The organism is Pseudomonas sp. SDO5532_S415, assembly GCF_054071155.1.
Map to the genome: position 1 here is coordinate 1 of NZ_JBSVWS010000104.1, position 21,423 is coordinate 21,423.

The following is a 21,423-nucleotide window of genomic DNA, read 5'->3' on the forward strand; positions in this document are numbered from 1 at the left end:
CACAGTTGACCGAGTTCCTCCAGAAATAATGCGGTCCCTTGTGGGAGCGAGCCTGCTCGCGAAGAGGCCAGAGGCGTCAATGCAACTTTCCAGCAGACAATAAAAAAGCCCACCAATCGGTGGGCTTCTTGTGTTCACAGCGCTATCAGAACAACTTCAGCTTCGGCGCTTCTTCTTTCAACGGCTCGTTCTTCGCCGTCTGTTCGTTCCAGCCACCGCCCAATGCCTTGTACAGGTTGACCGCGCTGACCAGTTGCGCCAGACGGTCGGTGATCAGCGCCTGTTGGGCACTGAACAGCTGGCGCTGGGCATCGAGGAAGGTCAGGTTGCTGTCGACACCGATGCGGTAGCGACGCTCGGCCAGGCGGTAGTAATCCTGGTTGGCGGTGACGAAGTCACGCTGCGCCTGCAACTGATGGGTGTAGGTCTCACGGGCGGCCAGGCCGTCGGCGACTTCCTGGAAGGCCGTTTGAATGGACTTCTCGTAGTTCGCCACGCCAATGTCTTTCTGGATTTTCGAGTAGTCCAGGCTGGCGCGCAGGCTGCCGGCGTTGAAGATCGGCAGGTTGATCTGCGGCTGGAACAGCCAGGTGCCCGAACCGCCCTTGAACAGCCCGGACAGGTCCGGACTCAGGGTCCCGGCATTGGCGGTCAGGCTGATGCTCGGGAAGAACGCGGCCCGCGCCGCGCCGATGTTGGCGTTGGCGGCCTTGAGGTTGTACTCGGCTTGCAGGATGTCCGGACGACGTTGCAGCAGGTCCGACGGCAGACCGGGCGGTACGTCGCTCAGCAAATCGTCGTTAAGCGGTCTGGCCGCTTGCAGGTTGGCCGGGATGCCGGTGCCGAGCAGCAGCACCAGGCTGTTTTCATCCTGGGCGACCTGGCGGGTGTAACGGGCCAGTTGCGCACGGGCGTTTTCCACCGAGGTCCGCGACTGCGCCAGGTCCAGGGCCGAGGCGACCCCCACTTCGTTGCTGCGGGCGGTGAGCTTGTAGCTCTCCTCGAACGCGGCCAGGGTGTCCTGGGTCAGCTTGTACAGCTCCTTGTCGGCCTGCCAGGTCAGGTAGGCATTGGCCACACTGGCCACCAGGCTGATCTGGGTGCTGCGCCGGCCTTCTTCGGTGGCGAAGTACTTCTGCAGCGCTTCTTCGTTCAGGCTGCGAATCCGGCCGAACAGGTCGAGTTCATAGGCGCTGATACCGACGGTGGCCGAGTAGGAACTGGTGATGTCCGCCTCGCCGGTTTGCGAAGCATTGGCCGGAACACGCTGGCGGCTGCCGGTGCCGTTGGCCGAAACAGCCGGGAACAGATCGGCGCGGGAGATGCGGTATTGAGCCGCAAAGGCGTCGATGTTCAGGGCCGCGACACGCAGGTCACGGTTGTTTTCCAGGGCCACCTGGATCAGCTGCTGCAGCGCCGGGTCATGGAAAAACTGCTTCCAGCCTTGCTCGGCAGCCGCCTGCGCAGGCGCCTGGGCCGGCGAGTACGCCGGACCTTGCGGGTACTGACCTGCCACCGGAGCATCCGGCTGCTGATAATCAGGTATCAGCGAGCAGCCACCGAGCACGAAGGCGGCGACTGCCAGGGAGAGTAGCGACTTGCTCATTAGCCAGCCTCTTTAGAAGGTTCAATGGCAGCGTCCTGGTCGGCGACTTTGCGCTGGCCCAAGGACGATACGGTGACGAAGAACAATGGGACCCAGAAGATCGCCAGTACGGTGGCGGTGATCATACCGCCAATCACACCGGTACCGATGGCATGCTGGCTACCGGAGCCTGCGCCCGTGGAAATAGCCAGTGGTACCACACCGAGGACGAACGCGAGCGAGGTCATGATGATCGGCCGCAGACGCATGCGGGAGGCTTCGATCGCCGCATCGCGCAGGCTGCGCCCTTGCTCGTGGAGTTCCTTGGCGAACTCGACGATCAGAATGGCGTTTTTCGCCGCCAGGCCGATGGTCGTCAACAGGCCCACCTGGAAGTACACGTCGTTGGACAAACCGCGCAGGCTGGTGGCCATCAGCGCACCGATGATCCCCAGCGGTACCACCAACATCACCGCGATCGGAATCGACCAGCTTTCATACAGCGCCGCCAGACACAGGAACACCATCAGCAGCGACAGGGCATACAACGCAGGCGCCTGGGAGCCGGACAAACGTTCCTCGTAGGACAGACCGGTCCAGGAAATACCGACACCGGCCGGCAGTTTCTGGGCCAGGGCTTCGACTTCGGCCATGGCTTCACCGGTGGAGTAACCGGGGGCCGGGGCACCGAGGATTTCCATCGCTTCCACGCCGTTGTAACGGGCCAGTTTCGGCGAGCCGTAGATCCACTCGCCCTTGGCGAACGCCGAGAACGGAACCATGGTGCCGACGCTGTTGCGCACGTACCACTTCTGCAGGTCTTCAGGGCTCATGCGGGCACCGGGACGGCCTTGCACGTACACCTTCTTCACCCGACCGCGGTCGATGAAGTCATTGACGTAGCTACTGCCCAGGGCAATCGACAGGGTGTTGTTGATGTCGGCGATGGTAATGCCCAGGGCACTGGCCTTCTCGTCATCGATTTCCAGTTGGTATTGCGGTTCGTCGTTCAGGCCGTTCGGACGCACTTGCGTCAGCACTTTGCTCTGCGCCGCCATGCCGAGGAACTGGTTGCGGGCCTCCATCAGCTTGTCGTGACCGATACCGGCGCGGTCTTGCAGGAACACGTCGAAACCAGTGGCGTTACCCAGTTCCAGTACCGCCGGTGGCGCAAAGGCGAACACCATGGCGTCACGGAAGGTGAAGAAGTGCTGCTGCGCACGGGCTGCGACCTTGAACACGCTGTTGTCGGCGTTACGTTCATCCCACGGCTTGAGCATGATGAACGCCATGCCCGAACTCTGGCCACGGCCGGCGAAGTTGAAGCCGGTCACGGTAAACACCGAGTTCACCGCATCGCCTTCACCGCCTTCGTTGCCTGGACGCAACAAGAACTCACGCATCTCGTCCACCACCACCTGGGTACGCTGGGACGTCGAACCGGCCGGGGTCTGCACCTGGGCGAACAGTACGCCCTGGTCTTCTTCCGGCAGGAACGCCGTCGGAATCCGGGTGAACAGCCAGATCATGCCGACCACAATGAGGATGTAGGCCAGCAGGTAGGGAGCTTTTTGCGCCAGCATGTTGCCCACGCCGCGCTCGTAGCTGCGAACGCCACGGTCGAAGTTACGGTTGAACCAGCCGAAGAAGCCGCGTTTGGGCGTGCCGTGCTCGCCTTTCGGAATCGGCTTGAGCATGGTGGCACACAGCGCCGGGGTGAAGATCAGCGCAACCAGTACCGACAGGGCCATGGCCGAGACGATGGTGATCGAGAACTGCTTGTAGATCACACCGGTGGAACCGCTGAAGAACGCCATCGGCAGCAGTACCGCCGACAGCACCAGGGCGATACCGACCAGGGCGCCCTGGATCTGCCCCATGGATTTCTTGGTGGCTTCCTTGGGTGACAAGCCTTCTTCGCTCATCACCCGTTCGACGTTTTCCACCACGACGATGGCGTCATCCACCAGCAAGCCGATGGCCAGCACCATACCGAACATGGTCAGGGTGTTGATGCTGAAACCGGCGGCGGCGAGGATGCCGAACGTACCGAGCAATACCACCGGCACGGTCATTGTGGTGATGACCGTGGCGCGGAAGTTTTGCAGGAACAGGAACATCACCAGGAACACCAGCGCGACCGCTTCAACCAGGGTGTGAACCACGCCCTTGATCGATTCGGTCACCACCGGGGTGGTGTCGTACGGGAACACCACTTCCATCCCTTGCGGGAAGAACGGCTTGAGGTTATCGATGGTCTTGCGCAGGGCTTTCGCCGTGTCGAGGGCGTTGGCACCGGTGGCCAGTTTCACCGCCAGGCCCGACGCCGGAGCGCCGTTGAACTGGGCGTTGATGCTGTAGTTTTCACCCCCCAGACCGACGTCGGCGACATCTTTCAGGCGAACCTGGGAACCGTCCTTGTTGACCTTGAGCAGGATCTTTTCGAACTGCTCAGCGGTCTGCAGGCGGGTCTTGCCGATGATCGTCGCGTTCAGCTGCGTGCCGGGCAGGGCAGGCAAGCCGCCGAGCTGACCGGACGACACCTGGACGTTTTGTGCGGCGATGGCGGTTTTGACGTCAATCGGGGTCAGGTTGTAGTTGTTCAACTTGGCCGGATCGAGCCAGATACGCATGGCGTATTGGGAGCCGAATACCTGGAAGTCACCGACGCCGGCCGTCCGCGAGATCGGGTCCTGCATGTTGGACACGATGTAGTTGGACAGGTCGTCCTTGGTCATGCTGCCGTCACGGGACACCACGCCGATCACCAACAGGAAGTTTTTCACTGCCTTGGTCACGCGGATACCCTGCTGCTGCACTTCTTGCGGCAGCAGCGGGGTGGCCAGGTTCAGCTTGTTCTGGACCTGAACCTGCGCGGTGTCGGAGTTGGTGCCTTGCTCGAAGGTCGCGGTGATGGTCATGGTGCCGTCGGAGTTACTTTCCGAGGACACATAACGCAGGTTGTCGATACCGTTGAGCTGCTGTTCGATCACCTGCACCACGGTGTCCTGCACGGTCTGCGCGGAAGCGCCCGGGTAGGTCACGGAGATGGCGATCGCGGGCGGCGCAATGCTCGGGTATTGGTTGATCGGCAGTTTGAGGATCGATAGTGCCCCGACCAGCATGATCACCAGGGCAATTACCCAGGCAAAAATCGGACGGTCGATAAAAAATTTCGACATGGTTTACTCCCCTTTGCCGACGGAAGCCTGTTCAGCTGCTTTCGCGGGGGCCGGGTTCCTTGCGCCAACGTTGGTCGCCTCACTGGCCTTGACTTCGATGCCAGGTTTGACGAATTGCAGTCCTTCGGTGATCAGGCGATCGCCGGCCTTCAGGCCGTCTTCGATCAGCCATTGATTGCCCACGGTGCGGCTGGCCTTGAGCTGACGCAGTTCAACCTTGTTGTCGGGACCGACGACCAGCGCGGTCGGGGAACCTTTGAGGTCGCGGGTCACGCCTTGCTGCGGGGCCAGAATCGCCGCGCTGTTCACACCGGCCTGCAACTGGGCGTGCACGAACATGCCTGGCAGCAGGGTGTGATCAGGGTTCGGGAACACGGCACGCAGGGTCACGGAGCCGGTGGTCTGGTCAACCGAGACTTCGGAGAACTCCAGCTTGCCTTCCTGCTGGTAATGGCTGCCGTCCTCAAGGGTCAGCTTGACCTTTGCTGCATTGTCGCCGGCCTTCTGCAGGCGGCCGCTTTCCAATTCGCGGCGCAATTGCAGCAGTTCGACCGAGGATTGGGTGACATCGACGTAAATCGGGTCGAGTTGCTGAATGACCGCCATCGCTTCGGTCTGGCCGTTGCTGACCAGCGCGCCCTCGGTCACCGAAGAACGACCGATACGGCCGGTCAGCGGTGCGTAGACCTTGGTGTAGCGCACGTTGATCTGGGCCGATTGCAGCGCGGCTTCCGACTGCAGACGGTTGGCCACGGCGGTGTCGTATTCCTGACGGCTCACGGCCTGCTCGTTGACCAGTTGCTGGTAGCGGTCGGAGATCGACTTGGTCGAGCGCAGGTTGGCCTCGGCGCTTTTCAGGGTCGCTTCATAGACCGCCGGATCGATCTGGTACAGCTGCTGGCCGGCTTTGACATCGCCGCCTTCCTTGAACAGACGCTTGAGAATGATGCCATTGACCTGCGGACGCACTTCGGCGATGCGGAACGCGCTGGTGCGGCCCGGCAGTTCGGAAGTCAACGTAAACGTTTGCGGCTGCAGGGTGACGACGCCGACCTGAGGCGGTGGTGCGGCGGGTGCCGCTTCTTCCTTTTTGCATCCACTGAGCAGCGATGCAAGGGCGACGGCGGCGACCAGAGCGGTAACAGCTGGCTTGAATTGCATGAAAATCCTCGGGTCAGGCGCGCAAAAAACGCACAAGAAAAGATGGAACGTTAAAAATGGGGTACCGGGTGGATAAGTAGCTTGCTAAGGAATATACTTACATTCACGGTTGTTTGTAAATACCTTGGCTGTGTACCCTCGCTGTTACAGAAGCCGTCGCAAGGTTCGAATTGTAGGCCCGGGGACGATGCCCAAGAACGCTCGCCCCACTTTTATTCAGCTGATATTCAGACATCGCTGAAGCACCCTGATTGAGGTTGTACTGCCATGGTCCGTCGCACCAAAGAGGAAGCTCAAGAAACCCGCAGCCAGATACTCGAGGCGGCCGAAAAGGCCTTTTTCGAGCGGGGCGTGGCCCGCACGACGCTGGCGGACATCGCGACCCTGGCCGGCGTCACCCGTGGCGCCATCTATTGGCATTTCAGCAACAAGGCCGATCTGGTGCAGGCCATGCTCGACAGCTTGCATGAACCCCTTGATGAACTGGCCAAGGCCGCGGAGAGCGAAGACGAACTCGACCCGCTGGGCTGCATGCGCCGGCTGCTGATTCATTTGTTTCATGAAGTTGCGCTGGATCCCAAGACCCGGCGCATCAACGAGATTCTGTTTCATAAGTGCGAATTCACCGATGAAATGTGCGATCTGCGCCAGCAGCGCCGGACCGCCAGCCTGGACTGCAACATGCGCATCGGCCTGACCCTGCGCAATGCCGTGAACCGCGGGCAGCTGCCGGAAGATCTCGACACCGCCCGCGCCGCCATCAGCATTCATGCTTATATAGACGGCCTGCTGTACCAATGGTTGCTCGCGCCGGACAGTTTCCAGCTGCACACCGAGGCCGAGCGTTGGGTCGATACCGGGCTGGACATGCTGCGTTTCAGCCCCAGCCTGCGTAAATGAAACAACATGCGTAATCGGCTTCCCATGGTCAACCGTTGAGGCCGAAGATGAACGGTTCTTCACGTGCGCTACTGCAGAAGGGTGCTTTTATATACGCCTGTTCGGCAGGTTGACAGATAGCAAGCTCAGTATTTTGTAGGGATTTTGTGTCGGGTATGTGAGAAAGGTAAGTTCCGGTCATCTGATCAGCCCTGTAGGTGCGAGGCTTGCCCGCGAAGACGGCATGACAGCCAACCAATCCCCTACGACTGTACCGATCCCCTTGTGGGAGCGAGCCTGCTCGCGAAGGCGGCCTGACAGCCGATCTATCTTTTGTTGACTGAGTACATATCCATTGCTGCGGTAACGGCCACCTATGGTTTCGCCCTTACGGCGAGTCCCTTTGGCAAACGCCGGAGTGCCGGCCCAGCCCAAAGGAACCAAAGGTCTCGCCCCCGGCGTCCGGCCCCTCGCCAAGGCTCGGCGTTCCTTCGCTCCGGCATTCATCCGGGGACACTGCCCTCCGGTTGGCTTCGCTGCACCTACATGCAGCGTGTTCGACTACGTCGAACGGCGCTACGCGCCACTCCCCGGATGAACACCTCCACTCAGCCTGCCGATGGGGCGGGTGTATCAAAATCAAAAGCAGCCGAGGCGAGCTGACACTCGACCTGCTTTGGCGGAGGAACCCAATCCCCTGTGGGAGCTGGCTTGCCAGCGATGGCGTCCTGTCAGCCGACGGGTATTTCGTGGATGCACCCAATCCATTGTGGGAGCGAGCCTGCTCGCGAAGGTCGTGAACGATAACGAGTAAAGCCAGATGTCCAGCGGCGCCCTCGGGGTTTTCGCGAGCAGGCTCGCTCCCACAGAAGCTGCGCTAAACCCAGTCAATAAAAAGCCCCGACTCTTTGGAGCCGGGGCTTTCGAGTTCATGAGTTATCGTTATTGCGCAGCTTACTCAGGATTGCGATCAACCCCTCGCTCCAACACCTTCGTCACATCATCAATCACGGCTTTACTCATCGCCGTCAGGTAATGCGCCGCCCAGGCGTGGCGGTCGGTGTCTTTGGCATAGGCAGCATCCACGGTGAGCTCCCTGGCGAGGAACAACAGATTGGAGGCTTGGGCCAGCGCGTCGGTGATGGGGACGTCTCGGCAGACGTGGAACAGGGGTTGATTCGAGAGGGACAGGAAGGGGGTGAAGCCGACGGTTTTCAGTTCTGAGGGTGAGGGCGGATTTGGTTTGGTCATGAAGTTGCTCCTGGGTTCGAGGAGCTGCCACTTTCGTTACCACACGAAAGGGTGGCAGCTGTACGTGGGGTGGTAAACCGGGAACCGAGGAAACCGGCACGCCCAAAGGCGTCCCACGCACAACCGCCATTGCTGACGGCATAGTTGCGCTGGTTTCTCCGGGTTACCACACCCGATCACTGAAAGCAGTGACAACCGGAGACTATCCCGTCAAAGAAAAGCGCAACAAGGCATCAAAGTGCCCAAAAGCGAGATTCGGAGTTTGCCTACAACGTCCTAAGGCGTCATCCGATATTTCGACATCTTAAATAAACGGAACTAAACATCAGGCGAAAAAACATACCTCGTTGATCAGCAAGAGTACGGTCTTGACTCATGCATCCTGGGCTAGCAACTGTCCTTTGTCCTGGGACAGAGGACAGTTTGAGCTTATATGGAGCAGGTGCGCTCCACGGCTCAACGACCGCATCCACAGGTTGCCATTCGACACTTGCCGCACCTGGATGATTTCGACACAACAAAAAGCCCCGGCTCTTACGAGTCCGGGGCTTTTGCATTTCAACGGCTGACGATTACAACGTCGGGTAGTCGATGTAACCAACCGGCCCTTTGCCATAGAACAGTTCCGGACGTGGCTCGTTCAGCGGTGCATCGGCTTCCAGGCGAGCCGGCAAGTCCGGGTTGGCGATGAACGGGATGCCGAAGGCAACGGCGTCGGCCTTGCCGGCGGTCAGCCAGGCGTTGGCGCTGTCCTTGGTGAAGCGTTCGTTGATGATGTACGGGCCGCCGAAGGCTTCCTTGATCAGTGGGCCGAGGCTGTCGTCGGCTTCTTTTTCGCGGGAGCAGATGAAGGCGATGCCACGTTTGCCCAGTTCGCGAGCGACGTAGGTGAAGGTTTCGGCCAGGTTGTCGTCACCCATGTCATGGGCGTCGGCGCGCGGTGCCAGGTGTACGCCGACTCGGCCTGCACCCCAGACTTCGATCGCGGCATCGGTCACTTCCAGCAGCAGGCGGGCACGGTTTTCCAGGGAGCCGCCGTAGTGGTCGGTGCGCTGGTTGGTGCTGCTTTGCAGGAACTGGTCGAGCAGGTAGCCGTTGGCGCCGTGGATTTCCACGCCATCGAATCCGGCAGCCTTGGCGTTTTCGGCACCGACGCGGTAAGCGTCGACAATGTCGGCGATCTCAGCGGTTTCCAGCGCGCGCGGCGTCGGGTAGTCGGACAATGGGCGAACCAGGCTGACGTGGCCTTTGGGCTGGATGGCACTCGGAGCGACCGGTGCTTCGCCGTTGAGGTATGACTCGTGGGAGACCCGGCCCACGTGCCACAGTTGCAGGAAAATCTTGCCGCCGGCGCCGTGGATCGCCTTGGTCACGTTGGACCAGCCGCGTACCTGGTCGTTGGACCAGATGCCCGGGGTGTCCGGGTAGCCGACGCCCATCGGGGTAACCGAGGTGGCTTCGCTGAGGATCAGGCCGGCCGAGGCGCGTTGAACGTAGTACTCGGCCATCAGCGCGTTGGGCACCCGACCTTCGTCGGCGCGGCAGCGGGTCAGCGGGGCCATGATGATGCGGTTGGCCAGCTCGATGTCGCCCAGTTTGATCGGATCGAAAATAGTCGTCATGAAATTGCTCTCTTATGAAGATCAGTTGGTAACAGGGGCCAGCTCGGGATTACCGCTCTGACGGAAAGTGATCAGGGTCGCCAGCAGGGCGAGTACCGCCAGGGCCGCAGCCGCCAGGGGCACGCTGGTCAGGCCGAAACCGTGGGCGATGACGCTGCCACCGACCCAGGCACCCAAGGCGTTGCCGACGTTGAAGGCGCCGATGTTCAAGGTCGAGACCAGGTTGGGTGCCGCCTTGCCGTAGGTCACCACGTTGACTTGCAGGGCAGGCACGGCGGCGAAACACGCGGTGGCCCAGAGGAACAGGGTGATCTCGGTCGGAATCAGCGCGACGCTGGTCCAGGTCAGCACCGTGGACACCACGGCCATCGAGATGAAGACGCCGATCAGCGTTGCGGCCAGGCCCTTGTCAGCCAGTTTGCCGCCGATGATGTTGCCGACGGTCAGGCCCAGGCCGATGAGCATCAGGGTCCAGGTCACGCCACGGGGCGAGACGCCGGTGACTTCGCCCAACAGTGGCGCCACATAAGTGAACAGGGTGAACACCGAAGCGGCGAACAGCGCGGTCATGCTCAGGGACAACCAGATACCGGCGCCTTTGAGGGCACGCAGTTCGGCACGCATGTCGAGTTTTTCTTCGTCGCGCTTGGCCGGCAGGAAGCGAATCAAGCCGATCAATGCAATGACGCCGATCACGGTGACCGCCCAGAAGGTCGAGCGCCAGCCGGCTTCCTGACCGAGCGCCGTGCCCAGCGGCACGCCGAGGACGTTGGCCAGGGTCAGGCCGGTGAACATCAGCGCTACGGCCGAGGCGCGTTTGTTGGCCGGCACCAGGCCCGCCGCTACGACCGAACCGATACCGAAGAAAGCTCCGTGGCACAGGGCGGTGACGACACGGGCGAACATCAGCACGTTGTAGTCACTGGCCACCGCACAGAGCAGGTTGCCGACAATGAAGATGCCCATCAACGTTACCAGGGCGGCCTTGCGCGGCAGCCTGGCGGTGGCCAGCGCCATGAACGGCGCACCGATGGCCACGCCCAGGGCGTAACCGGTCACCAGCCAGCCGGCGCCGGGGATCGACACACCGAGGTCGGCCGCCACGTTGGGCAACAGGCCCATGATGACGAATTCGGTGGTGCCGATGGCGAAGGCGCTCAAGGCCAATATGAGTAGCGAGAGGGGCATGGGGTAATACCTTTTTTGGCTTACTGACGTTAAGGGTCAGAGCTCTTTGCTGAAGACTTTGAGGAACTCCTGGATGGTTTCCTCGTTACGTTTGAAAAAGTGCCACTGGCCGACTTTGCGGCTGCTGATCAGGCCGGCACGTTGCAGGGTCGCCAGGTGTGCGGACACCGTGGACTGCGACAACCCGCAACGTTGATCGATCTGCCCGGCGCAAACGCCGTGCTCGTTGCTGTGAGACTGATCGGGGAATTCGACGGTCGGGTCTTTTAGCCAGTGCAGGATGTCTCGCCGTACCGGGTGCGCCAGGGCTTTTATTATTTCGTCGAGGTCAATGTTCATGATCGGGGGCTCGTGATTAGTAAAACGCTATATCGCGATGAAGCGAACTTTAAATCGGTATTTCGCGATATACCAATATGATTTCGATCTGACGACCGCGTAAATCGATATATCGGGTTATAACGATACGTGGATTGTATAGGCACAAGGGCGCAGTGCTAAGCTGCGCCCATGAACTATCTCGCACATCTTCACCTCGGTGGCCAGCGTCCCGGTCAATTGCTCGGCAGTCTCTATGGCGATTTCGTCAAGGGACGGCTGCAAGGGCAGTTCGACCCGGAGATCGAGGCGGCCATCCAGCTGCATCGCAGCATCGACGTGTTCACCGACCGCCATCCGTTGGTGGATGCCTCGTTGTCGCGTTTTTCCCTGACCCGCCGGCGTTATGCCGGGATCGTTCTCGACGTGTTTTTTGATCACTGCCTGGCACGGGACTGGACGCTGTACGCGGACCGGCCGCTGGAGTTGTTCACCTCCGACGTGTACCGGGTGCTGTCCAGCCAGCCGCAACTGCCGGAGCGCCTGGCGCGGATCGCGCCGCACATGGTGGCCAATGACTGGTTGGGTTCGTATCAGGAGTTTGAAGTGCTGGAACAGGTGTTGCGGGGGATTTCTCGGCGCTTGACCCGGCCCGAAGAGCTGGCCGCCGCGATGCAGGAATTGCGGGTGTTGTATGAGCCGTTGAGCGACGATTTCCGGTTGTTTTACCCGCAGTTGCAGGCATTTGCTGCAAGGCCGCGGATTTAATGTGGGAGCGAGCCTGCTCGCGAATGCGGTGCATCAGTCGACATCAATGTTGGATGACAGACTGCATTCGCGAGCAGGCTCGCTCCCACAGGGGATCTTTGTTCAGGCTGCAATCGCAGGACGCATCGGGGCTTGTTGAGGCTCGACCACCGTCCCAAACAACGCCTTCTGCACCGCCTGCTGCGCTTCGAACGCCAGTGCGGCACGCTCGCGGCCTTCGCACGGGATCGGCTTGAGCAGATGAATCTCCACCGCGCCGCGGTCATTGGCAAACAAGCGCATCAGGTGCGACAACAAATCATCATCGCCAATGAACGGCGCCAGCGTATCGGGCTCACCGTTGCGAACATAACGAATCGCCACCGGCTGCAGCTTCACCTCGGAATCGATCGCCGCCGACAGCAAGCGACCGTGGAAAGTGCGCAGCGAACGGCCATCGGTGGTGGTGCCTTCCGGGAACATCAGCAGCGGGTGTGCCTGTTGCAGGTGGCGGGTCATCTGTTTGCGGATCAACTGGCTGTCGCCTGAACCGCGACGGATAAACAGACTGCCGGCCTTGGCCGCCAACCAGCCCGCCACCGGCCAGGTGCGCACTTCGGCCTTGGACAGGAACGACAGCGGCGTGAGCATCCCCAGCAACGGGATGTCGGTCCAGGACACGTGGTTGCTGACCCAGAGCATCGGTGTCTTCGGCAATTCACCGTGCACGGTCACATCAAAGGGCAGGGCGTTGCTCAGGCGCGCCATGAAAAACCGCGACCAGCGCTGGCGGCGGACCATCGAGTGAGCCAGGCCCAGGCGTTCGAACACGCCGAACACAGTGGCCATGCTCAGACCGAGCGCAACCACCAGCAGCACTCGTGCGATTCGCGCGTACACGCGCAACCGACGCATTACACCGCCGCCTTGAAGTGTTTGGCGTAGCGCGGGCAGAGTTCGTCGCGCTTGAGCAGGATGAACACGTCGGCGACCTGGAAGTCTTCGTCCCAGCACGGCTCGCCGCAAATCTTCGCCCCCAGGCGCATGTAGGCCTTGAGCAGTGGCGGCATTTCCGCGATGACGTTCGATGGGATATCCAGGGTCGGCAGCGGCTTTTTCGGCTCGGCCCGCAGGTGTTCGGTGCACAGGTAACGTTCGCGCAGACGCTGCATGATCGCATGGGCCTGGATGCCGCCGTCCTGCATCGGGATGCTCGCGCAACCCATCAGATAGCTGTAGCCGCCCTGGTTCAGCACTTCGGCCAGTTCACCCCAGAGCACGGCGATGGTGCCGCCGTTGCGGTAGGCCGGGTCGACGCAGGTACGGCCGATTTCCAGGATGGGGCCTTGCAGATGGACCAGGCCATGCAGGCTGAATTCTTCTTCGCTGTAGAATTTACCCAGGCTGCTGGCAGCCGTGTGGTCGAGCAAACGGGTGGTCGCCACCAGGCGCCCGGTGTTCAAGTCACGCACACCGATATGGGCGCAATGAACATCGTAGTCGTCCATGTCCAGACCCTGCTCCGCGCCTTTCAGCTTGGCATTGAACTCGCCGCTGAACACGTTGAAGCGCAAAGCCTGTGCCTCTTGCAAAGCCTCGGCGCCCACCAGGCGTTCGGCTTGCAGGCGGCGTTCGTTGCCGGTGTCGCTGATGCGGGCGATCTGAGTCATGGCGAATCTCCGTGCGGGCTGCTCACCCGTCTTTGGGTTACAGCGGATCGACTTTCTTTATCCAGCCTTGTTGTGCAAAGTCAGGCTATGTAGCCCCGGTGTCATCGCCATTAAGCTTTGGTGATGCTTATATGACAGCCCACAAGGAGCCTCTTATGCCCTGGCAAACCCTGTTGAATCGCCGCGATCGCTTTCCCGCCTACCCGGACCTGGGCGAGGGTTTCGTGACGCTGTTGCAGCAGCTGGGCAACGTCACCCCGTTTGAACTGGCGGTGGTCGGTGGACGCATGATGGCGACACCGGGACTGGCGTTTCTGATGGGGTATCAGGCGGCGTTGCGCATGCTCTGGCCGAGCGCGCCGCCCAGCCTTGGCGCGCTGTGCGCCACCGAACAGCGCAGCCTGCGGGTGGCGAGCATGCAGACTCGCCTGAGGGATTTGCGCTTGAGCGGGCAAAAGGATTTCGTCACCGCGGGCGACGCCGCCGACTGGTTGCTGGTCGCTGCGCGTTGCGAACAACCCGGCGAAAATCCGCGCCTGAACCTGGCGGTGGTCTATCCCGATGAACCGGGGGTGCGGGTGGAGAAACTCCCGGCGATCCCGTTGATGCCGGACATCAGCCACGGTCGGTTGTTTTTGGATAACGCGCTGTGCGAATTGCTGGCAGGGGATGGGTGGGATGCCTACGTCAAACCGTTTCGCACCCTGGAAGACATTTATGTGCTGAGCGCGATGACGGCATGGCTGTATGGCGTCGGCCAGGACAGCGACTGGCCGCAATCCTTGCAACTGCGGTTACTGGCGCTGCTGGCCGGTTGTGCCGAAGTCAGCCGCCAGGCGCCCGGCAATCAAGCTGGACATGTATTGCTGGGTGGATTGTTTGCACAGTTCGAGGGGCTCAAGGCTGAAGTGAATCAGGCGTTGGTCGAAGGGCCTCCGGAGTGGGCGGCGATGTGGCAGCGCGATCAAGCGGTGATGGATCTGGCTGCGGGAGCGCGGGTGAAGCGGTTGGCCAAGGCGTTGGCGGCGTATTGACGGGACCCTTCGCGAGCACAGTTTGAAATGCATTCCCCTGTGGGAGCGAGCCTGCTCGCGAAGGCGATACTACAGACGATACAAATCCCGGAACTGTCATCAACCTCGACTAGGCTCAGCAGGTTATTCACCCTGAGCCCTCGTCATGTTCAAAGGCTTGCCCTTATTTTTCATCCTCTTGCTCAGCCTCACAGCCCACGCTGAAAACTGGCCCACCGAGCAATGGCCCACCGGCCCGACCATCACCGGCCCGGCGCTTCAGGCACTTGAGGCATACGCCTTCCCACCCCGCGATGACACCACCCACCAAGGCATCCGCACCGACGCTTTGCTGGTGATCCGCGACGGCCAGTTGATCTACGAACGCTACGCTGGCCCGACCACCGCCGAGACGCCGCACCTGGCCTGGTCGATCAGCAAGAGCCTGATGGCCACGGTCCTTGGCGTGGCCTATGGCGAAGGCCGGTTCAAATTGCAGGACCCGGTTGCCCAATTCTATCCGCCGCTAAAAAAATACCCTGAGATGACCATGGCCGACCTGCTGCATTGGGCATCCGGACTCGACTGGCAGGAAGACTATGAATACGCACCGTTGAAGTCCTCGGTGGTCGCCATGCTCTACACCCGCGGCCACCCGGACATGGCCGCGTTCACCGCCGATCACGACACCTATGCCGCACCGGGGCAGGCGTTTCGCTATTCCAGCGGTGACAGCAACCTGTTGTCCGCCGCGCTGAAAACCATCGTCGGCCCGGACCGCTATGCGAACTTTCCGTGGACTGCATTGTTCGAGCCGCTGGGCATTCGTCATGCCGTTTGGGAAACCGATGCCACGGGCACATTCGTCGCCTCGTCCTACGCCTACCTCACCGCTCGCGACCTGGCCCGCATCGGCTTGTTGATGGCCCGCGACGGTCGCTGGGGCGATCGGCAATTGCTGCCCAAGGATTGGGTCGCATTCAACCGTGAACCGTTCGTCCACTATCACGCCAATCAAGATGATGCGGTGCCTGGCGGCCACTGGTGGCTGAACCGTGCGGTGAATGGCGCGGCGCAACCCTGGCCCGATGCCCCCGCCGATACCTTCGCCGCGCTGGGCCATTGGGGGCAGGCGATGTACGTGATCCCCAGCGAAAACCTGGTCATCGTGCGCTACGGCGATGACCGTGATGGAAGTTACCGGCACAACGAACTGCTCAAACTCGCGCTCAAGGCCTTTGCCGGGAAGGTACAGCCATGAGCCGTCGTTCATTTGTACGTCGCCGACCGTTCAGCACGGTGTTGTTGATTCTGCTGCTCGCCTTGCTCGGATGGGCCTGGCAGGAGCGCGTGGCGTTCTGGGCATTCCCGGACATCATCAGCGCCTACACCGCCAAGGAATATTGCTCGTGTCGGTATGTGATGAACAATGACTCGGCGTATTGCCGCAGCTATGTGAAACAGTGGCTGCCGACCAGCGGCTTTAACGATGACGCCACGACCAAACGCATCACCGTCAGCGGGTTGGGGCGCAGCAACAGCGCGACCTGGATCGGCGAGCGTCAGGGCTGTCGCTTGGCCCCCTGACGCCATACACACAACACCTGTGGGAGCGAGCCTGCTCGCGAAAGCGTCGGCAGGCGCGACACAAGTAGTGAGGCTGCAAGTGCATTCGCGAGCAGGCTCGCTCCCACAGGGTTTTATGTGAGTTTCAATTGATCGGCTCCTCAGGTTCCACACCGTGGAACCACATTCGATTGTCCTCGCGCGCGACTCGCGGTTATCTGGCGGTGAGCGCGACCTGCCTTGATGTGTCGCGAAATCACCGCGAACAAAAAGAACGGGAATACACCCGGCCCGAGGACAATCGTCATGACCCGACATCAGCACATCCTTGCCTGGCTCAACGACGTGGCCAGCGACCTGCACGCCACCCGCCAGGACATCCACGCCCACCCTGAACTCGGTTTCGAGGAAAACCGCACCTCGGCGCTGGTCGCCCAATCCTTGAAAGAGTGGGGTTATGAGGTGCACACCGGCATCGGCAAGACCGGCGTGGTCGGTGTCCTGCGCAACGGCAGCAGCCCGCGCAAGCTCGGGATTCGGGCCGACATGGACGCGTTGCCGATCATCGAGAACACCGGTGCGGCCTACAGCAGCCGGCATCAGGGCTGCATGCACGCCTGTGGGCACGACGGCCACACCACCATGTTGCTGGGTGCGGCGCGCTACCTGGCGGCGACTCGCCAGTTCGACGGCACCCTGACCCTGATTTTCCAGCCCGCCGAAGAAGGCCAGGGCGGCGCCGAAGCGATGCTCGCCGATGGCTTGCTCGAACGTTTTCCCTGCGACGCCCTGTTCGGCATGCACAACATGCCGGGCCTGCCAGCCGGGCATCTGGGCTTTCGCGAAGGGCCGATGATGGCCTCGCAGGATCTGCTGACGGTGACCATTGAAGGCGTCGGCGGCCACGGCTCGATGCCACATCTGGCGGTGGACCCGCTGGTGGCGGCGGCCAGCGTGGTCATGGCCCTGCAAACCGTGGTCGCGCGCAATATCGATGCGCAGCAGGCGGCGGTGGTGACGGTCGGTGCATTGCAGGCCGGGGAAGCGGCCAACGTCATTCCGCAACAGGCGATCCTGCGCCTGAGTCTGCGTGCGCTGAACGCCCAGGTCCGCGAACAAACCCTGGAGCGGGTAAGCGCGATCATCGAAGCCCAGGCCCGCAGCTTCGGCTGCACCTCGACCCTCGAACACCGTCCGGCCTACCCGGTATTGGTCAACCATGCGGCAGAAACCGAGTTCGCCCGGCAAGTCGGCGTCGAGTTGCTCGGTGCCGACGCCGTCGATGGCAACACCGCCAAACTGATGGGCAGCGAAGACTTCGCCTGGATGTTGCAACGCTGCCCCGGCGCCTACCTGTTCATCGGCAACGGTGTATCGCGACCGATGGTGCACAACCCGGCCTATGACTTTAACGATGACATCCTGCTGACCGGTGCGGCGTACTGGGGCGCGCTGACCGAGAGCTGGCTCAAGCCGGCCTGAGCTTTCACTTTCTACTGCCGCTGGACCGGGCGCGTTACGTCGCGCCCGGCATCACCCAACAGGTTTGGAGAGTTCCCCATGCAGACTTCGAGTACTGGCGTTTCGCGTACCCGGCAGGTGGTCGCCGCCGTCATCGGCAACGCGCTGGAATGGTATGACTTCATCGTCTATGGCTTTCTGGCGAGCATCATCGCCCGGCAGTTCTTCCCCTCCGAGGATGAATACGCATCGTTGCTGATGGCGCTGGCGACCTTCGGCGTCGGCTTTTTCATGCGCCCGGTGGGCGGCATTTTGCTGGGCATGTATTCGGACCGCAAAGGGCGCAAGGCGGCGATGCAGATGATCATCCGCCTGATGACCGTGTCCATCGCGCTGATTGCCTTCGCGCCGAACTACGCCGCCATCGGCATGGGCGCGCCGCTGTTGATCGTGGTCGCGCGGATGCTGCAAGGTTTCGCCACGGGCGGCGAATACGCCAGTGCCACGGCCTTCCTGGTGGAAAGCGCACCGGCGCACCGCAAAGGGCTGTACGGCTCGTGGCAATTGGTCGGGCAATGCCTGGCGGTATTCTCCGGCGCGGGCATGGTGGCGTTGTTCACGCATCTGCTGTCGCCCGAGGCGCTGGACAGCTGGGGCTGGCGGATTCCGTTCGTCATCGGTCTGCTGATCGGCCCGGTGGGGTTGTGGATTCGCAAACACATGGAGGAACCGGAGGAGTTCCTCGAGGCGCGGAAACAGGCCAAGGGCGAAAATCCGGGATTGTTGCAAGTGATCCGCGAACATCGGCGCAGCATTCTGGTCTCGATGGGCCTGGCCTGTGGTGCGACCGTGTCGTTCTACGTGGTGCTGGTGAACATGCCGACCTTTGCCCACAAGAACCTGGGCCTGCCACTGGATCAGGTGCTGCTGGTGCAGATGCTCGCGGTGGCGCTGATGACCGTGGTGATTCCGTTGTCCGGTGCGCTGTCGGACCGCCTTGGCCGGCGTCCGGTGTTGATGGCCTTCACCCTGGCGTTTTTCCTGATGGTGTATCCGCTGTATGTCTGGGTGGCGGCGGCGCCGTCGGTGGAGCGTTTGCTGGTGATGCAACTGTTGTTGTGCAGTGCGATTGGCGGTTTCTTCGGCCCGGCCCCGACGGCGCTGGCCGAGCAATTTCCGATTGAAGTGCGATCTACCGGCGTCTCGGTGGCCTACAACGTGGCGGTCATGGTGTTCGGCGGTTTTGCCCCGCTGATCGTCACCTGGCTGAGCAAGGCGCTGGCCACGCCGGTGGCGCCATCCTTCTATGTGCTGTTCGCTTGTGTACTGACGCTGCTGGGTACTTACTGCATGCATGAAGCACCGCGCGCCAGGCAATCCGTTGAACTTGACCTTGGAGTGAAACCTTGAGCATCCATCCGATTGTCGAACTGGACGCCGATGCGCTGTCCCGGGCCATCCACGAACGCCAGGTGTCCTGTCGCGAAGTGATGCAGGCCTATCTGGCGCAGATCGAGCGTTTCAATCCGCAGGTGAATGCGCTGGTATCGCTGCGCCCGCCTGAAGAGCTGCTGGCTGAAGCCGACGCCTGTGACCGACAACTGGACCAGGGCCAATCCCGTGGCTGGATGCACGGCATGCCGCAAGCGATCAAGGACCTGGCGGCGACCGCCGGGTTGCGCACGACCATGGGCTCGCCGCTGTTCGCCGAGCAAGTCCCGCAACAGGATGCGATCAGCGTGGCACGGGTGCGCAATGCCGGGGCGATCATCATCGGCAAGACCAACGTCCCGGAATTCGGACTCGGCTCGCAGACCTACAACAGCGTTTTCGGTACCACCACCAACGCCTACGACCCGACACTGGTCGCCGGTGGCAGCAGCGGCGGGGCGGCGGTGGCGCTGGCCTTGCGCATGCTGCCGGTGGCCGACGGCAGCGACATGATGGGCTCGCTGCGCAACCCGGCGGCGTTCAACAACGTCTTCGGTTTGCGCCCATCCCAGGGCCGCGTGCCCCATGGCCCGGCGCCGGAAGTGTTCGTCCAGCAACTGGCCACCGAAGGACCGATGGGCCGAACGGTCACCGATGTCGCTCGTTTGCTCGGCACCCAGGCCGGTTACGACCCGCGTGTGCCGTTGTCGCTGACGCAGGACCCGGAGATTTTCCATCAGTCGCTGGTGCAGGATTTCAGCGATGTCCGGCTCGGTTGGCTGGGCGACTACAACGGCTACCTGCCGATGGACCCGGGGGTGATGAGCCTGTGCGAGTCGGCGCTGCCGGACTTCGAAGCGCTGGGCTGCAAGGTCGAGGCCTGCCAGCCGGACTTTTCCATGGAGCGTTTGTGGCAAGCCTGGCTGGTGCACCGCCACTGGCTGGTGCAAGGCGGCCTCGGCGCGATGTATGCCGATCCGCACCAGCGCGAGCAACTCAAAGCCGAAGCCCGATGGGAGATCGAGGGCGGCCGGCGCCTGACCGCGGCGGATGTCTATCAGGCGTCGATCAGCCGCAGCGAATGGTATCGAGCCTTGAGCGAGTTGTTCGAACGCTACGATTTCCTGTTGCTGCCCACCGCCCAAGTATTCCCTTTTGATGCACAGACCCCTTGGCCGCGCGTCGTCGGCGGGCAGGCCATGGACACTTATCACCGCTGGATGGAAGTGGTGATCGGGCCGACCCTGGCCGGTCTGCCGAGCATGAACGTGCCGGTGGGTTTCAACCCGGCGGGATTGCCGATGGGCCTGCAAATCATTGGCCCGGCCCAGGCCGACCGTGCGGTGCTGCAACTGGCCTATGCCCATGAACAACTGACGCAATGGGTCAAACGGCGGCCACCCGGTTGTCTGCAAAATGCCTGAGTACTGCGGATGGGCGCGTAATTTGCTGTACGTTAACGATCATCCATTTCGGGCATACGGAGGTCGATTCCATGGACAGCAAGGCAGAAACCGGCAGCGTACGTTCGGTCGAGCGCGCCTTGGCGATCGTCGAGTTGCTGGGCGAGCATCAGGCGTTGGGCCTTGAGGAGTTGCACTACCTGACGACCCTGCCCAAGGCCACGGTGTCGCGCATGTTGCTGACCTTGCAGGAGCAGGGCTGGGTCTATCGCGGCTTGAGCGATCGGCGTTATCGCCTGTGCGCCAAGCGCCTGTTCGGTGACAGCCGGCAGCGCTTCAAGCGGCGCCTGGTGGAAAACGCCGCGCCGTTGTTGGTGGAATTGAGCGAGCGCACCGGGCTGGTGGCGGACTTGTCGTGGTTTGATGGCGAGCGGGTGGAGGTCATGGAAAGCGCGATCCCCACGGTGTTGCGCAAACGCTATCCGAACAACTGCCAGATCGTCGGCCAGCACGCCAGCCTGTTTCATTCGGCGATGGGCCGCGCTTGCCTGGGCGAACTGCAAAGCCATGAGGTGGAACGCCTGGCCGAGCGCGAGCGGCTGAACGACGAATCCTTGTACAACACCACCCAAGAGGCGCTGCATCAGGGCTTCGGCCAGCGTACCGAAGGCTACTGGGAATACCCGGTGCGCCTGCCGTTCCTGATCCGCGCGGTGGCCTTGCCGATTCATACCGAGGGTCGCCTGGTCGGCAGCATGGCGTTGCACTGGCCGATGGATCAGGCGCCGGTGGAGCGGGTGCTGAGCCTGCACCTCAATAGCCTGGCGGCGACCATTGGCGATGTGCAGCAGGCGATGGCCTGATTCACTCGTAACCTGTAGGAGCGAGCTTGCTCGCGATGGTCTTAGGGTACCGCGGTTACCCTGAAACCCCGCGTTATCGTTAA

At 61.8% G+C, this 21,423-nt stretch carries 18 protein-coding genes; 9 read left to right on the top strand and 9 right to left on the bottom strand.

The annotated features are described in order from the left end of the window. Positions 1-145: 145 nt before the first annotated feature. The 3 genes from emhC to emhA are packed head-to-tail and all read right to left on the bottom strand — an operon-like array spanning position 146 to position 5,928. Positions 146-1,606, bottom strand: coding sequence for an efflux RND transporter outer membrane subunit EmhC (gene emhC, locus ACW9HW_RS20290; protein WP_095195411.1), 1,461 nt, complete (start codon positions 1,604-1,606; stop codon positions 146-148). Further along, positions 1,606-4,767 (bottom strand): efflux RND transporter permease subunit EmhB, encoded by a 3,162-nt coding sequence (gene emhB / locus ACW9HW_RS20295; protein ID WP_095195412.1) that lies wholly within the window; start codon positions 4,765-4,767, stop codon positions 1,606-1,608. The genes emhC and emhB overlap by 1 nt, the downstream gene beginning before the upstream one ends. A gap of 3 nt (positions 4,768-4,770) precedes the next feature. Further along, the gene (gene emhA, locus ACW9HW_RS20300; RefSeq protein ID WP_095195413.1) at positions 4,771-5,928 is read right to left on the bottom strand and encodes an efflux RND transporter periplasmic adaptor subunit EmhA; all 1,158 of its coding nucleotides are present in this window, start codon (positions 5,926-5,928) and stop codon (positions 4,771-4,773) included. 267 nt (positions 5,929-6,195) lie between these two features. Here emhA and emhR point away from each other — a divergent pair, with 267 nt between their 5' ends. Continuing rightward, positions 6,196-6,828, top strand: coding sequence for a TetR family transcriptional regulator (gene emhR, locus ACW9HW_RS20305; protein WP_207262869.1), 633 nt, complete (start codon positions 6,196-6,198; stop codon positions 6,826-6,828). Positions 6,829-7,761: 933 nt separating this feature from the next. Here emhR and ACW9HW_RS20310 read toward each other — a convergent pair. The 4 genes from ACW9HW_RS20310 to ACW9HW_RS20325 all read right to left on the bottom strand — a co-directional run bounded on the left by ACW9HW_RS20310 (position 7,762) and on the right by ACW9HW_RS20325 (position 11,207). Then, positions 7,762-8,058, bottom strand: a complete 297-nt coding sequence (locus ACW9HW_RS20310; protein WP_457401496.1) for a DUF3077 domain-containing protein — start codon at positions 8,056-8,058, stop codon at positions 7,762-7,764. Positions 8,059-8,630: 572 nt separating this feature from the next. Then, positions 8,631-9,680, bottom strand: coding sequence for an alkene reductase (locus ACW9HW_RS20315; RefSeq protein WP_457401498.1), 1,050 nt, complete (start codon positions 9,678-9,680; stop codon positions 8,631-8,633). Positions 9,681-9,701: 21 nt separating this feature from the next. Then, positions 9,702-10,868: an MFS transporter gene (locus ACW9HW_RS20320; protein ID WP_095195416.1), complete on the bottom strand. Its 1,167-nt coding sequence runs from the start codon at positions 10,866-10,868 to the stop codon at positions 9,702-9,704. Positions 10,869-10,904: 36 nt separating this feature from the next. Continuing rightward, positions 10,905-11,207 carry an ArsR/SmtB family transcription factor gene (locus tag ACW9HW_RS20325; protein WP_095195417.1) on the bottom strand — a complete coding sequence of 101 codons (303 nt, stop codon included), beginning with the start codon at positions 11,205-11,207 and terminating at the stop codon, positions 10,905-10,907. A gap of 171 nt (positions 11,208-11,378) precedes the next feature. Between ACW9HW_RS20325 and ACW9HW_RS20330 the strand changes: the two genes are divergently transcribed. Next, positions 11,379-11,954 carry an acyl carrier protein phosphodiesterase gene (locus ACW9HW_RS20330; RefSeq protein ID WP_457401500.1) on the top strand — a complete coding sequence of 192 codons (576 nt, stop codon included), beginning with the start codon at positions 11,379-11,381 and terminating at the stop codon, positions 11,952-11,954. Between the two features lie 102 nt (positions 11,955-12,056). Here ACW9HW_RS20330 and ACW9HW_RS20335 read toward each other — a convergent pair whose 3' ends face one another. Both ACW9HW_RS20335 and olsB read right to left on the bottom strand, forming a co-directional pair. Then, on the bottom strand, positions 12,057-12,848 hold the full coding sequence (locus ACW9HW_RS20335; RefSeq protein ID WP_457401502.1) for a lysophospholipid acyltransferase family protein: 792 nt from the start codon (positions 12,846-12,848) through the stop codon (positions 12,057-12,059). Next, positions 12,848-13,603: an L-ornithine N(alpha)-acyltransferase gene (gene olsB / locus ACW9HW_RS20340; protein ID WP_095195420.1), complete on the bottom strand. Its 756-nt coding sequence runs from the start codon at positions 13,601-13,603 to the stop codon at positions 12,848-12,850. Before olsB ends, ACW9HW_RS20335 begins: the two co-directional genes overlap by 1 nt. Before the next feature lie 155 nt (positions 13,604-13,758). Here olsB and ACW9HW_RS20345 point away from each other — a divergent pair, with 155 nt between their 5' ends. From ACW9HW_RS20345 to ACW9HW_RS20375, 7 genes are all read left to right on the top strand, one after another. Next, entirely contained in the window at positions 13,759-14,637 is an 879-nt protein-coding gene (locus ACW9HW_RS20345) for an acyl-CoA dehydrogenase (protein WP_457401504.1), read from the top strand. A gap of 145 nt (positions 14,638-14,782) precedes the next feature. Continuing rightward, complete coding sequence (locus tag ACW9HW_RS20350; RefSeq protein WP_457401506.1) at positions 14,783-15,877, top strand: serine hydrolase domain-containing protein; 1,095 nt, start codon at positions 14,783-14,785, stop codon at positions 15,875-15,877. Further along, a complete protein-coding gene (locus ACW9HW_RS20355) occupies positions 15,874-16,203 on the top strand; it encodes an amidase (RefSeq protein ID WP_457401508.1) in 330 nt (109 codons plus the stop codon). Before ACW9HW_RS20350 ends, ACW9HW_RS20355 begins: the two co-directional genes overlap by 4 nt. A 285-nt stretch (positions 16,204-16,488) precedes the next feature. After that, entirely contained in the window at positions 16,489-17,664 is a 1,176-nt protein-coding gene (locus tag ACW9HW_RS20360; protein ID WP_457401510.1) for a M20 aminoacylase family protein, read from the top strand. A gap of 78 nt (positions 17,665-17,742) precedes the next feature. Further along, complete coding sequence (locus ACW9HW_RS20365; RefSeq protein WP_095195425.1) at positions 17,743-19,053, top strand: citrate-proton symporter; 1,311 nt, start codon at positions 17,743-17,745, stop codon at positions 19,051-19,053. Between the two features lie 2 nt (positions 19,054-19,055). Next, a complete protein-coding gene (locus ACW9HW_RS20370) occupies positions 19,056-20,498 on the top strand; it encodes an amidase (protein WP_457401514.1) in 1,443 nt (480 codons plus the stop codon). A 71-nt stretch (positions 20,499-20,569) separates the two neighbouring features. Beyond that, positions 20,570-21,340 carry an IclR family transcriptional regulator gene (locus tag ACW9HW_RS20375; protein WP_457401512.1) on the top strand — a complete coding sequence of 257 codons (771 nt, stop codon included), beginning with the start codon at positions 20,570-20,572 and terminating at the stop codon, positions 21,338-21,340. Positions 21,341-21,423 lie beyond the last annotated feature (83 nt).

Excerpts from the sequence above, each read along its gene's own strand:
- ACW9HW_RS20360 (WP_457401510.1), top strand. The coding sequence starts at position 16,489 with ATGACCCGACATCAGCACATCCTTGCCTGGCTCAACGACGTGGCCAGC.
- emhB (WP_095195412.1), bottom strand. The coding sequence starts at position 4,767 with ATGTCGAAATTTTTTATCGACCGTCCGATTTTTGCCTGGGTAATTGCC.
- olsB (WP_095195420.1), bottom strand. The coding sequence starts at position 13,603 with ATGACTCAGATCGCCCGCATCAGCGACACCGGCAACGAACGCCGCCTG.
- emhA (WP_095195413.1), bottom strand. The coding sequence starts at position 5,928 with ATGCAATTCAAGCCAGCTGTTACCGCTCTGGTCGCCGCCGTCGCCCTT.
- ACW9HW_RS20355 (WP_457401508.1), top strand. The coding sequence starts at position 15,874 with ATGAGCCGTCGTTCATTTGTACGTCGCCGACCGTTCAGCACGGTGTTG.
- ACW9HW_RS20330 (WP_457401500.1), top strand. The coding sequence starts at position 11,379 with ATGAACTATCTCGCACATCTTCACCTCGGTGGCCAGCGTCCCGGTCAA.
- ACW9HW_RS20325 (WP_095195417.1), bottom strand. The coding sequence starts at position 11,207 with ATGAACATTGACCTCGACGAAATAATAAAAGCCCTGGCGCACCCGGTA.
- ACW9HW_RS20335 (WP_457401502.1), bottom strand. The coding sequence starts at position 12,848 with ATGCGTCGGTTGCGCGTGTACGCGCGAATCGCACGAGTGCTGCTGGTG.
- ACW9HW_RS20345 (WP_457401504.1), top strand. The coding sequence starts at position 13,759 with ATGCCCTGGCAAACCCTGTTGAATCGCCGCGATCGCTTTCCCGCCTAC.
- ACW9HW_RS20310 (WP_457401496.1), bottom strand. The coding sequence starts at position 8,058 with ATGACCAAACCAAATCCGCCCTCACCCTCAGAACTGAAAACCGTCGGC.
- emhC (WP_095195411.1), bottom strand. The coding sequence starts at position 1,606 with ATGAGCAAGTCGCTACTCTCCCTGGCAGTCGCCGCCTTCGTGCTCGGT.
- ACW9HW_RS20350 (WP_457401506.1), top strand. The coding sequence starts at position 14,783 with ATGTTCAAAGGCTTGCCCTTATTTTTCATCCTCTTGCTCAGCCTCACA.
- ACW9HW_RS20365 (WP_095195425.1), top strand. The coding sequence starts at position 17,743 with ATGCAGACTTCGAGTACTGGCGTTTCGCGTACCCGGCAGGTGGTCGCC.
- emhR (WP_207262869.1), top strand. The coding sequence starts at position 6,196 with ATGGTCCGTCGCACCAAAGAGGAAGCTCAAGAAACCCGCAGCCAGATA.
- ACW9HW_RS20320 (WP_095195416.1), bottom strand. The coding sequence starts at position 10,868 with ATGCCCCTCTCGCTACTCATATTGGCCTTGAGCGCCTTCGCCATCGGC.
- ACW9HW_RS20375 (WP_457401512.1), top strand. The coding sequence starts at position 20,570 with ATGGACAGCAAGGCAGAAACCGGCAGCGTACGTTCGGTCGAGCGCGCC.
- ACW9HW_RS20315 (WP_457401498.1), bottom strand. The coding sequence starts at position 9,680 with ATGACGACTATTTTCGATCCGATCAAACTGGGCGACATCGAGCTGGCC.